Below are 15,515 nucleotides of genomic sequence, written 5' to 3'. Positions count from 1 at the left end.
GTTCATCTATTGTAGTAAGTGAAACGGTATTTAGTTTTTAATATTTCCGGGTTTTTAAGGACTTCTCCTAAAATAGTACAGTATTTGATAAAACCTTTCTTTAAAGACAGATCAAATGATTTATACATTAGATAGATTCTTTTTCTGGGTTCTGCGGGAATCTGATTGGAAATAGCCCATTGATTAAGAGATTGCCATAAAAGAAACTGTCTCTGATTATATTGTGGTGAATATTTTACAATTTTAGTGATCCTGTTATTATCATGAACACCTCTCATAGCAACAGCTTCTGTGATGTTCCCTGTTTTTAAGTGACAGTGATAAGCCAGTTTAATGATAAAGTCTGAATCCTGATGCACACGAAGCTCTTTATTGAATCGTATTTGATGAGGTTCCAGAGAAGCTTTTCTAATAGTAAGTGAATTGAGATGAAAAGATGTACCGAAGGTTTTAGTTGAAAGACTCAGCAGTCCTTTAAACACTTCTTCACCCTCAGCAGGGTAATTAACTGTGCTCAGAGAGATTTCTTTAAATTTAGACTGAAACTCTTCTTTCCCTTTTTCTGTTAAATATTCTGTGCCAATAGCATTAAACACTCCGTCTATTTTTGGATCTTTGAAAAGTTTCTTTTCAGCATCAAACCTGTTAGGCAGATAGTGATCATCGGCATCCAGAAATGCAATAAAGCTTCCGGCTGCTTTTTCTATTCCAAGGTTTCTTGATGCTCCGGCTCCATGATTGCCTTTATCCGGATGTTGAAATAATTTTACTTTTGGAATTTCAGTACTCAATTGCTCACAAATTTCCAATGAGTTGTCTGTAGACAGATCCTCAATTAAAATAATTTCTTTTACTTCTTCAAACTGAACAGCAGACTGAACAGCTTTTTCAAGGAATTCAGCAGCATTGTAAACGGGAATGATAACGGATATTTCCAGCATTACAAATAGGATTTATTATTATCCGCCCATAAAGCAAGCTGTAAAAGATTCCAATGTCTTTCATCCTTATCAAGGAAATTCTGAGCTGCTTTAAAATCAATAAAATTAAATACCTTATGATTAGGATCTTTTAGCAGATCATTTGAAAAATTCATCAGATTCTCCTCAGCAAACCAGCTTTTTACTCCAAGGCCAAACCCTTGTTTATGACGTTTCCTGATAGTTTCTGTCCAATAAGAGCCCATGGCTTCACGAAGGATAATTTTATCATTATTGTCATTGAGTTTCAACTGATCCGGTAATTGAATACAGAATTCTGCAAAGTCCAGATCCAGGAATGGGGTTCTTACTTCCAAAGAATTAGCCATGGCCATTCTGTCGGATTTTACCATCATATTGGCCGGGACATAATTTTCAAGATCTACTCTCATAATATCATTCAGAGAATCTGCATCAGGAGTAAAACTATAAGTCTGCAGATAATCGGAAGAAACCCCGAGAAGGTCACGTTCTTTCTTATTGAAGGCATTTCTTACATCATTCAGGTGGAAATCCATAATAGATGAAAACTCTATATTTTTCCTTGTAAGGAATGAAGTTGGTTTTATTTGCTGATATAGTTTTAACCCAAACTGAGCAATGATGTTCTTATAACTGAAATGTTTCTTTAATTTATTTTCAACGGTATAGAAGTGGTATCCCCCAAACAATTCATCTCCTACATCTCCGGATAATACAACCGTAAGATTCTTTTTTGCCGCTCTGCATATCTCATAATGAGGGATAAAAGAGGCATCTGCAAAAGGTTCATCAAAAAACGGGGATATTTTTAAAAGTGAGGTAACGAGATCAGATTTCTTCTCGTGAACCTCAATGTGATTGGTTTTATATTTGTCGGCAATTTCCTTTGCATATTTAAGCTCGTTGTCTTTATGATCATATCCGAAGCTGATAGTAGTCTGATGAGGCAAAAATTCATCTACCAGAGCTACAACAGAGGAAGAGTCTAAACCTCCACTCAGAAAACTTCCTACTTCTACATCTGCTATAAGCTGCTTTTTAACTGCATTTTTCAACAGATGAAGAAATTCTTCCTTAGCATCAGAAAGGCTTATAACCCTGTCTTTTGCCGGTAAACTGTAATAGCGTGAAATTGTAAATTTTCCGTCTTTCCAGATTAGTTGATGGGCGGGTGGAAGTGTATAAATATTACTGTAAATACTCTGATGAGAACTTACATATCCATATTGAAGATAATGGGAGAGTGCCTGTGAACTTACCTTAGGCTGAATAAGCCCTGAAGCTAATATTGCTTTGATTTCTGAAGCAAAAATAAATTCATTGTTTTTACCGATAGCATAATAAAAGGGTTTCTCTCCAAAGCGGTCTCTTGCACAGAATAGCTGTTGTTTTTGTTCATCCCAAATGGCAAATGCAAACATTCCGGGAAGATCATGAATGAGGTTTTCCTGTTTTCTCTGATACATGGCAAGAATGACTTCTGTATCAGAACCTCCGTGATAAGGATATTCTGCATAGTGTTTTTTGATATCCTGATAACCGTAGATTTCACCATTGAGAACAATACATTCATTTTTGGTATTGGAGAACATAGGCTGCTTCCCATTGTCAGAAAGATCTATGATAGAAAGCCGGCGGTGGCCTAATGCGGCATTTTCATAAAATTCATAGTGAGAAGAATCCGGACCACGGTGGACCAATGAATCTGTCATTTTTCGGATTTCTTCCTGGTAATTTCTGGCATTACTGCTTATAATTCCCGCTATTCCACACATAATATTTTATTTTTCATCATTAATTTTCACTTTTTGTACAGCTAATTTACGATAGATTCAGAAAACTGGAACCTGGTTGTGTCAATTGATTTCGTAAGCTGTTTATCTTTTCACTATCTCTGTTTATTTTTTTATACTTCAGAGACAATTCTTTGTACTTGCTGATGTTTCCTGTTATCAGGTTTTTAAGCATACTTTGTTTTAATGCTTTTTTCTCCTGGTTCAAACCGTTGGGAAGGCCCGGATTCAGCGTATTGATTTCGATACGAACATCTTCGTATTTGGTAAAATCTATTTTGTGAAGCAGCTGTACACCATCATGAACTACTTTACTGCGGGGAACCAGCAGGACTTTCTTTTGATGGAAATGAACCCTGTTCACATATTCATCATCTTCTCCGTAATGGAAAAAATAAGGGTTGAAACCTCCTATCGTTTCTATGGTTTTCTTTGGCAGCAACCAGTGTGCGGCATTTACAAAGTGAATTTCGTAATAGGGTTTTAAAGTCTGGAAATACAGATCCGAGATCATCCTGGTTTTTTCGTAATTCTTGGCGATATACTGATCTAGGAAGATGTCAAGGTATTTTTCAGAACCATCCACATGAATAGGGCTTATAATGCCAATTTCATCTTTGTTGGGGTAGCTGTTATATACTTCAAGCATTTTTTCCATGCTGTTTTCATAAAGCCATGCATCCTGATTCATCAGGTAGAAAAAATCGGCACCATTTTTATAAGCTTTTTCAATACCGATATTATTGGCTTTCCCAAATCCAAGATTGGAATCGGATTGAGTGAGATCTACTTCCGGAAAATGAGTTTTTATATATTCCTGGGTTCCGTCCGTAGATCCGTTGTCTATTACAAAGCACTTTACTGGAACAGAAGATTTTCTCAGGCTGGTAAAGCACCGTTCTGCCCATTTCATGGCGTTATAGGTAACAATGATAATATGAATCTCAGACATTTTTTATTTTAATATTATTTGAGGACTGATGAAGCGCGCATATTTTACAGCAAATTCGTGATTCTAAAATACAAAAAATAGTAGAGTTGTTTATGAAACTTGTCAAACAGCAGGAAAAGTTAACATTCCAAATACAATATATTCAAGCTTAATATGAGTAAGTTTATTGAGGGTTGCACATAAGGTTGCCAAGAGCTCTCTTCGTTTGAATCCTCTATCCTGATAATTAATCAATAAATACTTTTTTAAAAGTATCCATCACCGGATGGGGAAGGAACTTTTCATAAAGTTCTTTTGCGGATAAGGTGAGGTCTGCATCCAGAATAATATCCTGCAGTTCTTTACTGTCATTATAATAATAAGCCTGATCCTGTAAATGTGTGATATGAGCTTTTTCCGGAGGGTTGGCAAAAGCGATCACAGGTTTTCCCATAATGACAAACTCAGCTACGGTAATTCCGAAGGTTTCCCCTCTTTCACGGGCATGAAGTAAAGCATTACAGGTATTGATGAATTTCTGCTTCATGATAATATCTGAACTTGGCGGAAGAAATATAATGTTTGAAGGAACGGATTTCCACCACTTCTTTTTAATGAACGGATCTACGCCCATAAAAATGAAATAGATATCCTTATATTTTGATGCAATTTTTTCAATGGTCTTTTGGGCAAAAAGAATATTAAAGCTGATATGACCGCCATAATATCCAAAAACTTTTGCATTTGGAGGAATATTGAATTCTGCTCTCAAATCTTCATTGGTTTGGGAATCAAAATTTACCATATGAGGGACATAAGGATATTTTGAACCCGTCATTTCCTGGCTCAGCCATTCAGACACATAAGCATAGACATTACCATGAGGTTCAAAATGTTTGAAAACACTGTGTATTACAGATTTACATTCCTTGGTATCTATACCATCGATATTACCGTTTTTAATAGCATAAAAAAGGTCTATATTCTGTTCACGGATCAGCTGGTCTACCTCGCTGAAGTCTGAATAGCCGTGTACGCGGAACCTTTTTTCAAATTTTTCAACACCCAGCGGATGGTTGGTCTTTGAGTTTTTATTGTATACAATGATAGACTCATTTCCCAGATATCTCTCATTGAAATCTGCGTAATCATATACTGCTATGGAAGTCCCCCTGTAATTGAGTTCATCCTCATGGAAAAGAATTTTCATCTTGCTTGTGTTATTTAAATATTTTTTTCAATCTCCCTATTATTTTCTGAATAATCGTTTTCTTCGGATATTTGGTAAGATCATTATGTTTAAAAAGTCCTTCTCCCTGTGCAATCCTGAAGCTCTGCTTTACCCACCATGCCGCAATATTTCTTTCCAGTGAAGCTGTTTCTCCTGAGAAAGGAATAATGGTCTCAAGCAAGAAACTTTTTCTTACAAGGTAAGGATTATTAGTCCAATTTGCCCATCGAGAGGTGGTCACAAAATATTCTCCCTGCTTTTGTATCTTGTCCGGAAATTCTGAGGCCGGATCAAGCCAGTGCAGAGATTCCAGAAGATGAGGTGAAGTACACTCATGCCAGTCATCATAGTAATCAAGCTCATTTCCTTTATGTCTGATTGAAATAAGAGGATAACCTGGTGTATTCCTGCTTCGGTAGCGAACTACATCAAAACCATTGTCTAGCATCTCCAGTCCACTTTTGAGACGTGAAAATGCGGTTTCCTTATTTTCAACAAGTTCAAAATCATGCTCCAGAAAAAGAATATTTTCACAAACTGCATTTTCTGCCAGTGTTTTCATCCCTTTTCCAATCCCGATATTATCTTTTAATCCTATATATCTGATATTGTACTGATCTGCCAGCTTTTTGTCAGATTCACTTATTTCCTGAAAAAGAATGACAATATCATCAACCATGTTCAGAAGGCCATACTTCTGATAGGATTTCAATGTGTTTCTCAATGTTTTCCCTGTTTTCCAGGAAAGAATGCAAATGCTGATAGGGAGTGATTTCAAAGGATTAATTTTTATTTACTACATTATTCATCAGTTCGATTACTTTCTTTGTATAACTTTCCCACGTTTGATCTTTTACCAGTTCATGTGCTCTTAAACATAGTTTCGTATACCCGTCATCGTTCATCATAAGAATTGTTCGGATACTGTCTACAATATCATTTACTTCAGTGTTTTGAAGATAGATGCCGAAATCATTTTTCTTTCCATAATCTAAAGCAAAAGCTTCATAAGGTTTTATAATGATAGGGGTGTAGTAAAACATACATTCAATTGTACTGGAGTAGGCAGCCCAAATTTCGGATGGATTTACCAAAATTTTTGCATTCGTAATAAGATCATAGTATTGGATATTCTGTTCCGGATCTCCCTTATCCAAATATTCATAACAAATTATATTTCGATCTGTATCTTGTAACAACAATCTATCTTTAGGAATATTAATAATATTTAAAGTTAAATTGGGGAAATCTTTCTGTAAAATTCTAACTGCTTCTACCAACTTTCTTGCCCCTAATAAATATTTCATCGATCCGATAAGCAGCAGTTGTTCTGAATTTTTTTTCTTATTTAGAATTTCTTGAACAGTAGGTTTATTAAAGTTGATATCATTAACAACATTACTGCCGAGGTGATGTACTTGTTTACCATGGCGCTCAGAAATTATTTTTTGTGCATCTTTAAAAAGTGAAACTACTAATTCGGAATTGTTGAATGCTTCATGTTGATATTTGATAAACCATTTTTCAAAGAAGTAGGGTTTCCTCTTTAAGCGATCTAAGATCACCATGTCATAACTCCAATCGTGAAATAATAGCGAAGGTGTGTTGTTGAACTTATTATAAAAATCGAAAGTCAATAAAATAACAAAATAAAGATCCGGATTGTTTTTTACAACCTTCTTGATTTTTTTATAAGCTAATATCCTTGCAATAGGAGTTTTAATAAATTCATATTGATGATTCGGAAAAAATCGGGATAAAATTCTTCCCGGGTATTTATTCCATAATGTTTCGTATTTCGTTGAGGGTGATAGATCTACACGCAGGAGTTCATATCCCTGCATTTTTAAATTTTCAGAAAAAAGGAATGGCACATTAGACCAGGCTTTTGGAGAATTTGAATCTCCGTAACAAACAAAAAGAATTTTTTTACTCATTTAGAAATTTTTAGATATTTAAAAATGGGTGTGAAGAGTTGATGATTTTTTGGCGATGCTCATGAATTTCCTGTAAGCGAGGTAAAAAATAGTTATTCATTTCACGTTGCTCAATACGTTCTTTTGTATAACCTTTTAATGCGAATTTATAAAAATCCCATAATAACTGCTTTTTTATTTTTATTGGATCAAATTCAAGGGCAGGATTCATAAATTCGGTTTGTTTTTGTAACCTCAATGAAAGCCATTTTTCTTTATAAGCGTCTTCGGGATTTTGAAAAACTTTATGCTGTTTAGTATCATGAACTACAAGGCTATCCGGACAAATTATAACTTTCTTTTTATTATAAACAACACGGTTTAAATAGTCATAGTCTTCACCATAATGGAAATAAAACGGATTAAACCCACCAACGGTTTCAATGGTAGACTTAGGTAATAACCAATGTGCAGCGTTTACAAAATCTATTTCGTACCATTTACTTAGCTGTTTTAAAAATAGGTCAGAAATTAAGCGGTTTGTTTTGGCATATTTTCCCAGATAATTTTCAAAATGGGAATCTAATTTTTTTTCACTTCCGTCTAAATGCATCGGACTTAAGATACCAAGTTGCTCTTTGTTGGGATAATCACGATAAACTTCCAGCAATTTTTCAATACTGTCCGGGAAAATCCATGCATCCTGATTCATCAGATAAAAAAAATCGGCTCCTTCTTTATAAGCTTTTTCAATACCAATATTATTGGCTTTACCAAAACCTAGATTTTCCGAAGACTGAATAAAATCAACTTCAGGAAAGTTTATTTTAATATAGCCCTGAGTACCATCCGTAGAACCGTTATCAATAACGATTGTCTGTACGGGAATATTGGACTTTCGTAAACTGGTAAAACATCTTTCTGCCCATTTCATGGCATTGTAAGTAACAATAATTACATAAAAATTAGCCATCTTAAATATACTTTCTGGTTAATGTTTCTAAATAGCTTTCCGGGGTTTTACCGGAGAAAAAAGTCGTGATATCTTCATCAAAATCCACTTTATAGAAATCACCTTCATCAGCTTCGTTATAAAGTCCTTTTTTATCTGTTTCTTTTTCAATAGCACTGATGATTTCCTTTAAATCATAATAATAGGGAAAGGAGAAATTGATAGTTTTATTATGGGAATGCAGACCATGAGATTCTACAAATCTGGAGATATCTTCAATGTCTAAAAGAAGTCTTCTGGCTTTCAGATGCAGGGTAAATTCATTATGGTTTGTAATCTGAGTCTTCAGAAAGTTGAAAAGTGTGTTGGGATTTCCGCCCTTTCCTACAATATTGCCTATTCGCAGGATGAGGTAATGGTCAACATTATTTTCTATATACGCTTCAATTTCTTTTTTATGAATGACATAGGGGCTGTTCTGCTTTGACTGATCGTGGATGCTGAGGGTAGAAAAATAGATGAGTTTCTTTTCTCTGTTATCTCCATACACCGTTTTTAAAAGAGAAAATTCTCTTTCAAATTCTGATGCGCTTGTCTCCAGGGAATTGGATACTCCTGAAGCAAAAAAAACTATATCTTGTCTGTCATAAGATTTTACAGCATTTGCTATAATACCGTTGCCAATAATCATACCTTAGTTGTTTCATTAATTGTGTTATAGGGGAACAATATTCCATATCTGAAAAAAAATCATTTCATTCAGATACTCAAATATATGAATAGTATTTCATTTTGTTGAGGTAACCGGTCTTCTCTCCCTTTTTTCTCATCGGTTGAAAAGATTAAAAATTTTATTTGCCCAAACATATCTCTTACTGTTGAGGATGTTTTTTAAATGCTGGTTATTATCGTAGAGCTTCTCAAAACTACCGAGTTCCTTTGTGAAGAACTCAATGTGTTTTTTGTATACAATATTGTGGGTTACCATTTTTTTCATGTCTCCGTTGTCTGAGATCATGTCTTTTATCATAGAGTTTTCTTTGATCCTGTAATAGAAGCAAATTTCTTTGATTTTATACACTTTACCTCCGTTTTTAAGAATGGAGATCCAGAACTCCCAATCTTCCAGACCATAGATGAGGCTGGTGTCATATCCGCCGGCTTTTTCCCAATCTGTTCTTTTAAAAAATGCAGTACAAAAAATAACATTTCTTACCGCTAAAGCCTGTGGGGTATATTCGGGCAGAATCCATTTTCCGGTTTCTGTACCAAATTTTTCAGCTTCACAGTAAATGACACTGTATCCATTGCTGAATTCTTTCTCAGCCAGTTCCAGATAGGCCGGAGATATTTTATCATCTGAGTCTAATGGTAAAATCCATTCTCCTTTTGCAACAGCTATTCCTGCATTTCTTGCGGAAGATAAACCGCCGTTTTCCTTATCAACATAATGGAAACGGGTATCCTTTTCTACCCATTTTCTGGCAAAATCTTCAGTATTGTCCGGAGAACCGTCATTGACAATAATACATTCCCAGTTCTGATAGGTTTGCTGAAGTACAGATTCAAGACATTCATCAAGATAAACAGCCTGATTGTAGCAAGGAACAATGATGGAGATTAAAGGATTCATTTTTTAGATAATTTTCTTTAAAACCTTATACAGAGAAACAGGAAGCTTCTTTTTTACAGCAAAGTCCAGTTTTTTTGAACGGAACGGATAGACATGATAGGCATTGACATATTCTTCAGGAAGTTGAGTGCCTGATTGGTATAGTTTCTGAGTAATGTAATTGATACTTCCTCTTGATACTCCTTTTTTATCAAACATCATCTGAAGCATGGCTGCTTCCATTTCAATTCTGTCAGCTTTTACTTTAGAAATATTATCGGTATGCAGTCTGTAATAAGCTAGCTTTTCCGGAATATAGGCAATTAAATACTTCTGGCTGACTTTTAGCCAACGGTAATAATCTTCGATAATAAACTGCGCATCATATTGGCCGGTTTCTCTTACGACATCAGTTCTTAATAGCACCGTTAAAGCCGCAATTCTATTTCCTTTTAAAAGTTCTTCTCTGAAAACATAAGGATCTATATTTCCCAATGCATCGTAGTCTGCAATATCCTCAATGATCTCGCTGTCGTTATTTACAGCATGAGTATGAGAAAAAGACATTCCATATTCATTTCCTGATTTTTCAAGGATGGAAACTGATTTTTCGATAGATTCGGGATGCAGAAAATCATCGGCTGCAATGATTTTGATATACTTTCCTTTGGCCAGCTCAAGGCATTCATTAAGCATGGTTGGCAGGCCTGTGTTTTGAGTATGGAAGTTTTTTTCTGCAGGGTAATTATTTTCCTGCAACCACTGTTCAAAAACTTTTACGGAATGATCCGGGGAAGCATCATCACCTACAATTAACTGAATGTTTTTGTAGGTCTGGTTTTTTATGCTGTCAAGGTTTTCTTTGATAAACTGTGAATGGTTGTAGGATACTACTACCACTGTTACTAATGGTTGTTCCATTTAAAATTCGTTTACCGCTTTAATAATTGTCTGTACTTCTTCTTCTTCCAAAACCAAGGAGATCGGAAGACTTAGAACTTCTGCATGAATTTTTTCACTGATCGGGAAAGACAGATCATTCCACTCTTTGTAAGCTTCCTGCCTGTGAGGCGGAATAGGGTAGTGAATGATGGTCTGTATGCCATGCTCTGTAAGATATGCCTGAAGCTCATCTCTTCTATGGGTTCTGATAACGAAAACATGCCATACATGCTCATTTTCATTTTCAGGATATTCAGGAAGGATGATATCAGGATGGGTGATTTCACTGATGAATCTTTTGGCAATAATTCTTCTTGCATTATTTTCATCATCAATATACTTCAGCTTGATATCTAAAACAGCAGACTGCAGCTCATCAAGTCTGGAATTTAACCCCTGATAAATGTTTACATATTTTTGGTTGGAGCCGTAGTTGGCCAATGCTCTGATTGCCTTTGCAAGCTCATCATCATTGGTGGTTACAGCCCCTGCATCTCCTAAAGCTCCCAGATTTTTTCCAGGATAAAAGCTGAATCCTGCAGCATCTCCAAGGTTTCCTGATTTTATGCCGTTCCATTCTGCTCCGATAGCCTGGGCATTGTCTTCGATGATCTTTAAATCATGTTTCTGAGCAATTTCTTTAAGCTGATCCGAGAAAACGATTCTTCCCTGAAGGTGAACAACAAGAATACCTTTGGTTTTTGGAGTGATTTTTTCTTCAATTTTAGCAATATCGATATTGTAGGTATTGATCTCCGGTTCTACCAGAACAGGAACCAATCCGTTATCAGAAACGGCCAGTATAGATGCGATATAGGTATTGGAAGGAACAAGAATTTCATCACCTTTTTTCATGATTCCCAATTCGATGTAAGCACGAAGGATCAGACGCAGTGCATCCAGTCCGTTGGCTACCCCAATCGCGTGTTTTGTTCCTATATATTGAGCTAAATGAGTTTCGAAACCTTTGGTTTTTTCTCCCAAAAGATACCATCCGGATCTGAAGGTCTGCAACAGCGCATCTTCTATTTCCTGTTGGTATTTGAGATTAACTTTTTGTAAATCAAGAAACTTTATCATTGTTATTATTCTTTAAAAATTTTGCAGGGTTTCCTACCCATATTTCATTATCAGGAACACTTTTGGTAACCACGCTTCCGGCTCCGATTAATGCATTTTCACCAATGGTAATTCCTGCTAAAACAGTAGCATTGGCACCAATAGAAGCTCCTTTTTTTACCAGTGTTTTTTCCAGTTTGAAATCTTTATTTTTAGATTTTGGGAAAAGGTCGTTGGTAAAAGTTACATTAGGCCCGATGAATACATTGTCTTCAAGGCTTACTCCATCCCAGATCTGAACACCTGGTTTTATCGTGACATTGTTTCCAATGACCACATCGTTTTCTATAAGTACCTGGCAGTTGATATTGCATCCGCTGCCAATTTCAGCCCCTTTTAAAATGACACAGAACTGCCATACGGAAGTTCCTTCCCCGATGTTTTGAGACTGTACGTCAGCTAAAGGATGTATCATTTCCTGTAGTTTTTAAAATCTTCGAAATCTCTGAAATAATCATCTTCGTCATAGAGTTCAGAAGCAAGACATAAAAGAACAGCATTGTGGCTGAATTTAATATCTCTCCAGATTAATTCCGGAATATAAAGTCCCTTGGATGGAGTATCTAAAATGAAGCTCGCCTCATTACCATCCAGATCCTGAGTGTTGAATTCTATAGTTCCCGAAACTGCAAAGATAACCTGCTGCAGCTTCTTATGCGCATGTCCTCCACGGATTACATCTTGAGGTGTAAAATAAGTCCAGTAAACTCTGTTGATGGAAAAAGGCACATTTTTCTGAGCTTCAGCCACAGTAATGTATCCCAGTTCCGGAGATCCGATCTTTAAAAAATCTATAATATGCGGAGTCATAATCATTTAATTTATATATCTATTAGGACTCGTTTTTGGTCCCTTCAATTCCATACGAATTTTGTATTTTCTTTCCATCTTCATCTAAAGCATACAGAAGTACTTTCTGGTCTCCTTTTACTACACTTACTTCAAATGGAACAATATTAACCACATCAATATGATCGGGAAGTCCAAGGTGAAGGGTATATCCTTCGATGAATTTTTCATTTAGTTCATCAACGCTGATGTTGATAGTTGGGTTAAAGGTCTCCACAGAAACCCTGTTTAAAGTAGTTCCCACCAGTTTGGTTTGCAGCGGGCTCATTCCTTTTCTGAAGAGTTTATGCTGTAATGCATGTCTGAACACGTTTTCTTCCAGCGTAATTGGGTTATGATAAGGTATTTTTTCTAAAACCTTTAACAGATGCTTGGTATTATATATTGTTCCGTCTACTGAAAAAGGATAAGACCAGTGTGTGATATTCTTATCGGCATAATAGTCCCATTCGTAATGATCGCCCTTTTTCTGAATATAATCAGGGAAACCTTCAATATTGTCACCTACATACATCCTGTAAGATGAATTTTCGGGATCTTTTTTAAATTCAGAAAGCACTTCTTCATCCAGAGATACATCTCTATAAAAAACACCATCATCGGTATTAAACATGATCAGTTCATGTTTGGTCTTTCTTAATAAATCCTGAAGCAGCCCTTTGAAGTTATCGCCCTGCTTATTCTTTAAATTTTTCTCCAGAAAGAATTTTAAATTTTTTCTGTTGGTAAGTGTTTTAAAAAAAGCAGTATCAAACCATATTTCCTTTCTTTCTTCAAAACGGATATTGGAGTGATTTTTATATTTTTCAATTAATTTTTTGTAGCCTAAATGATGATTCCCTGTGGTATGGTACAAAATCACAGTTTCATAATCATCTATTTTAATTCTTTTTAAAATAGTACTCAGCAGGTAATCTACTTGCATGGCACGGTTATATGAAAAGATTATATTTAAAAGCATGACGAATTATTTTGAAGGATGAGCACTGAAAAGTTATAACTTTTTGATTTCCGAAACAATAGCAGGAGAAATTACACCCGGTGATTTTTTGATGTCTCCAAACTGATTTCTTATTCCATTGATCTCAAAACCAAATGATTGTGTTTTGAATGCGATCTCAGAACGGTTCATTCCCCAAAACATATCAAAATAATAAGAATCCTCATTAAGTATATTGGCCGGAATATCAAAGCTGATAGAGTAACCTCCCGGTTCTCCATTTTCACTGATCATAAAGCCGTTACTCATGACAATCACTTCATGAGAGTTTTTGATATAGAAAGAAAGATCTACAGTAGCATTTTGAATCGTGCTTATAAAATCAACCTTTATTCTTACTCCTGAATTGATATTCAGTACATTTCCCTGTATAGGTGTTGCTGAATAGGCCTGAACTTTAATTCTGTCATTTCCGATTTCAAAACCATCCTTTGAGACTTCATAATGAGAGATATAGGAATTCTTACGCTGGTATTCAATAATACATTTATCTTTGTCTCCCTGCATGGCCACGGAGCCTTGATCTAATAAAATAGCACTGTTGCAAAGCTCATTAATCGCAGCCATATTGTGGCTTACAAAAAGAACTGTTCTTCCCTGTCCCTTCGTGACATCACCCATTTTTCCAAGGCATTTTTTCTGAAACTCAGAATCTCCTACTGCAAGTACTTCATCTACGATCAAAATCTCAGACTCAAGGTGTGCTGCTACAGCAAATGCCAGACGGACGTACATTCCGGAAGAATATCTTTTTACCGGAGTATCTATATATCTTTCAACTCCTGAAAAGTCTACAATTTCATCAAATTTTCGGGTAATTTCCTTTCTGGTCATCCCAAGAATAGCTCCGTTAAGATATACATTCTCACGACCTGTCATTTCAGGGTGAAAACCTGTTCCTACTTCCAGCAGGGATGCAATTCTTCCCTGAGTATAAATCTTCCCGGTTGTTGGTTTGGTTACCTTACTCAGTAATTTAAGCAAAGTAGATTTACCCGCTCCGTTTCTTCCTATGATTCCAACGGCATCTCCCTGTTCTATCTCAAAATTGATATCGCGTAAAGACCATACATATTCAGAATCTCCTTTTGTTGTTCTGTCATTGGTTTCCCCAATTTTCAAATAAGGATCTTCTTTTCCCCTTACCTTATGCCAGAATCTGTTCAGGTCATGAGATAAAGTTCCGGTACCCACCTGTCCGAGGCGGTATTGTTTTGATATATTTTCTGCTTTTAAAGCCAGCATGTTTTGATTGATTTTAAGTTAATGATAACAGTTAAATCTTATACGGTATCCATAAAGGTTTTTTCAACCTTATTAAAGATCAGTATTCCTAATACCAATAGGATAAGAATAATAACCGTACTGATTCCCAGCATTAATGGTGAGAAGTCGCCTACACCAAGCCAGGCATATTTAAAACATTCGAAAATCCCTGTAAGCGGATTATAGTATGCCAGTTTTTTGAATCCTGCCGGAAGAGAGGATACCGGATAGATCACCGGAGTGGCATACATATATAAACTGACTCCAAAGCCCAATAACATACTCAAATCTTTATATTTTGTAGTAAGAGCCGAGAATATCATTCCTACTCCTAATGCAAAAAAGGCCATCAAGATGATAAGAAAAGGAGTTGCGAGAATCCAGATATTAGGCTGCACCTTTCCCTGGCTCAGATAATAAGCCCATGCAAGAAGGAATAAGAGAAATTGCACCCCAAAACGCATCAGGTTTGAGATGACAACTGAAATTGGCGTTACCAGTCTTGGGAAATATACTTTCCCGAAAATGGTTGAATTCCCTACAAAGGTACTGGAAGTAGTCAGTAATGAAGCTGAAAAGTAATTCCAGAGAGTTACACCAGACAGATAAAATAAAATAGGGGGTGCACCATCTGTAGGAAGTTTGGCAATCGCTCCAAAAACAACCAGATAGACTATTGTTGTTAAAACCGGGTTAATAAAAAACCAGATTGGCCCCAAAATGGTTTGCTTGAAACTCGATATGAAGTCTCTTTTTACAAACATGTAAACAAGATCCTTATACCGCCATACTTCTTTGAGCTTTAAATCAAATAAAGAATGATTCGCTTCAATTGTTTCTGTCCACTTTTGCTGTGGTTCATTCATCTGTGTAAGTTTTTGCAAATTTATAATAATTAATTCTTACCGGATTTCTTAGTCTGTAAATTATTGTTTACATAAA

The 15,515-nt window shown here is 35.8% G+C and carries 16 protein-coding genes; all 16 read right to left on the bottom strand.

Annotated elements, in window-relative coordinates:
* Window positions 1–2: 2 nt before the first annotated feature.
* Complete coding sequence (locus DRF65_RS00795) at window positions 3–941, bottom strand: glycosyltransferase family 2 protein (RefSeq protein ID WP_115968059.1); 939 nt, start codon at window positions 939–941, stop codon at window positions 3–5.
* The gene (asnB, locus tag DRF65_RS00790; protein ID WP_115968057.1) at window positions 941–2,737 is read right to left on the bottom strand and encodes an asparagine synthase (glutamine-hydrolyzing); all 1,797 of its coding nucleotides are present in this window, start codon (window positions 2,735–2,737) and stop codon (window positions 941–943) included. The genes DRF65_RS00795 and asnB overlap by 1 nt, the downstream gene beginning before the upstream one ends.
* 46 nt (window positions 2,738–2,783) lie before the next feature.
* Complete coding sequence (locus tag DRF65_RS00785; protein WP_115968055.1) at window positions 2,784–3,707, bottom strand: glycosyltransferase family 2 protein; 924 nt, start codon at window positions 3,705–3,707, stop codon at window positions 2,784–2,786.
* A gap of 226 nt (window positions 3,708–3,933) precedes the next feature.
* The gene (locus DRF65_RS00780; RefSeq protein WP_115968054.1) at window positions 3,934–4,896 is read right to left on the bottom strand and encodes a glycosyltransferase family protein; all 963 of its coding nucleotides are present in this window, start codon (window positions 4,894–4,896) and stop codon (window positions 3,934–3,936) included.
* Between the two features lie 10 nt (window positions 4,897–4,906).
* A complete protein-coding gene (locus DRF65_RS00775; RefSeq protein ID WP_123947250.1) occupies window positions 4,907–5,695 on the bottom strand; it encodes a glycosyltransferase family 2 protein in 789 nt (262 codons plus the stop codon).
* Between the two features lie 4 nt (window positions 5,696–5,699).
* A complete protein-coding gene (locus DRF65_RS00770; protein ID WP_115968050.1) occupies window positions 5,700–6,854 on the bottom strand; it encodes a glycosyltransferase family protein in 1,155 nt (384 codons plus the stop codon).
* A 10-nt stretch (window positions 6,855–6,864) separates the two neighbouring features.
* Complete coding sequence (locus DRF65_RS00765) at window positions 6,865–7,806, bottom strand: glycosyltransferase family 2 protein (protein WP_115968048.1); 942 nt, start codon at window positions 7,804–7,806, stop codon at window positions 6,865–6,867.
* 1 nt (window position 7,807) lies between these two features.
* Entirely contained in the window at window positions 7,808–8,476 is a 669-nt protein-coding gene (locus DRF65_RS00760) for an NAD-dependent epimerase/dehydratase family protein (RefSeq protein ID WP_115968047.1), read from the bottom strand.
* A 135-nt stretch (window positions 8,477–8,611) separates the two neighbouring features.
* Window positions 8,612–9,418 carry a glycosyltransferase family 2 protein gene (locus tag DRF65_RS00755; protein ID WP_115968045.1) on the bottom strand — a complete coding sequence of 269 codons (807 nt, stop codon included), beginning with the start codon at window positions 9,416–9,418 and terminating at the stop codon, window positions 8,612–8,614.
* A gap of 3 nt (window positions 9,419–9,421) precedes the next feature.
* Window positions 9,422–10,318 carry a glycosyltransferase family 2 protein gene (locus DRF65_RS00750; protein WP_115968044.1) on the bottom strand — a complete coding sequence of 299 codons (897 nt, stop codon included), beginning with the start codon at window positions 10,316–10,318 and terminating at the stop codon, window positions 9,422–9,424.
* Window positions 10,319–11,419 carry a DegT/DnrJ/EryC1/StrS family aminotransferase gene (locus DRF65_RS00745; RefSeq protein ID WP_115968042.1) on the bottom strand — a complete coding sequence of 367 codons (1,101 nt, stop codon included), beginning with the start codon at window positions 11,417–11,419 and terminating at the stop codon, window positions 10,319–10,321.
* Window positions 11,403–11,873 (bottom strand): acyltransferase, encoded by a 471-nt coding sequence (locus DRF65_RS00740; RefSeq protein WP_115968041.1) that lies wholly within the window; start codon window positions 11,871–11,873, stop codon window positions 11,403–11,405. Before DRF65_RS00740 ends, DRF65_RS00745 begins: the two co-directional genes overlap by 17 nt.
* The gene (locus tag DRF65_RS00735) at window positions 11,870–12,268 is read right to left on the bottom strand and encodes a sugar 3,4-ketoisomerase (protein WP_115968039.1); all 399 of its coding nucleotides are present in this window, start codon (window positions 12,266–12,268) and stop codon (window positions 11,870–11,872) included. The genes DRF65_RS00740 and DRF65_RS00735 overlap by 4 nt, the downstream gene beginning before the upstream one ends.
* A gap of 22 nt (window positions 12,269–12,290) precedes the next feature.
* Entirely contained in the window at window positions 12,291–13,268 is a 978-nt protein-coding gene (locus tag DRF65_RS00730) for a hypothetical protein (RefSeq protein ID WP_115968038.1), read from the bottom strand.
* A gap of 33 nt (window positions 13,269–13,301) precedes the next feature.
* Complete coding sequence (locus tag DRF65_RS00725; RefSeq protein WP_115968036.1) at window positions 13,302–14,552, bottom strand: ABC transporter ATP-binding protein; 1,251 nt, start codon at window positions 14,550–14,552, stop codon at window positions 13,302–13,304.
* Between the two features lie 38 nt (window positions 14,553–14,590).
* On the bottom strand, window positions 14,591–15,439 hold the full coding sequence (locus DRF65_RS00720) for an ABC transporter permease (RefSeq protein WP_115968034.1): 849 nt from the start codon (window positions 15,437–15,439) through the stop codon (window positions 14,591–14,593).
* Window positions 15,440–15,515: the final 76 nt, after the last annotated feature.

It is taken from the genome of Chryseobacterium pennae (assembly GCF_003385515.1).
GTDB lineage: Bacteria > Bacteroidota > Bacteroidia > Flavobacteriales > Weeksellaceae > Chryseobacterium > Chryseobacterium pennae.
The sequence above is the reverse complement of the archived record's forward strand: the minus strand, read 5'-3'. Positions and strand labels throughout refer to the sequence as shown.

Bases quoted from the DNA above. Each gene is read 5' to 3' on its own strand.
- DRF65_RS00760 (WP_115968047.1), bottom strand. From the start codon at position 8,476: ATGATTATTGGCAACGGTATTATAGCAAATGCTGTAAAATCTTATGAC.
- DRF65_RS00750 (WP_115968044.1), bottom strand. From the start codon at position 10,318: ATGGAACAACCATTAGTAACAGTGGTAGTAGTATCCTACAACCATTCA.
- DRF65_RS00720 (WP_115968034.1), bottom strand. From the start codon at position 15,439: ATGAATGAACCACAGCAAAAGTGGACAGAAACAATTGAAGCGAATCAT.
- DRF65_RS00725 (WP_115968036.1), bottom strand. From the start codon at position 14,552: ATGCTGGCTTTAAAAGCAGAAAATATATCAAAACAATACCGCCTCGGA.
- DRF65_RS00755 (WP_115968045.1), bottom strand. From the start codon at position 9,418: ATGAATCCTTTAATCTCCATCATTGTTCCTTGCTACAATCAGGCTGTT.
- DRF65_RS00745 (WP_115968042.1), bottom strand. From the start codon at position 11,419: ATGATAAAGTTTCTTGATTTACAAAAAGTTAATCTCAAATACCAACAG.
- DRF65_RS00765 (WP_115968048.1), bottom strand. From the start codon at position 7,806: ATGGCTAATTTTTATGTAATTATTGTTACTTACAATGCCATGAAATGG.
- DRF65_RS00735 (WP_115968039.1), bottom strand. From the start codon at position 12,268: ATGACTCCGCATATTATAGATTTTTTAAAGATCGGATCTCCGGAACTG.
- DRF65_RS00785 (WP_115968055.1), bottom strand. From the start codon at position 3,707: ATGTCTGAGATTCATATTATCATTGTTACCTATAACGCCATGAAATGG.
- DRF65_RS00740 (WP_115968041.1), bottom strand. From the start codon at position 11,873: ATGATACATCCTTTAGCTGACGTACAGTCTCAAAACATCGGGGAAGGA.
- asnB (WP_115968057.1), bottom strand. From the start codon at position 2,737: ATGTGTGGAATAGCGGGAATTATAAGCAGTAATGCCAGAAATTACCAG.
- DRF65_RS00730 (WP_115968038.1), bottom strand. From the start codon at position 13,268: ATGCTTTTAAATATAATCTTTTCATATAACCGTGCCATGCAAGTAGAT.
- DRF65_RS00795 (WP_115968059.1), bottom strand. From the start codon at position 941: ATGCTGGAAATATCCGTTATCATTCCCGTTTACAATGCTGCTGAATTC.
- DRF65_RS00780 (WP_115968054.1), bottom strand. From the start codon at position 4,896: ATGAAAATTCTTTTCCATGAGGATGAACTCAATTACAGGGGGACTTCC.
- DRF65_RS00770 (WP_115968050.1), bottom strand. From the start codon at position 6,854: ATGAGTAAAAAAATTCTTTTTGTTTGTTACGGAGATTCAAATTCTCCA.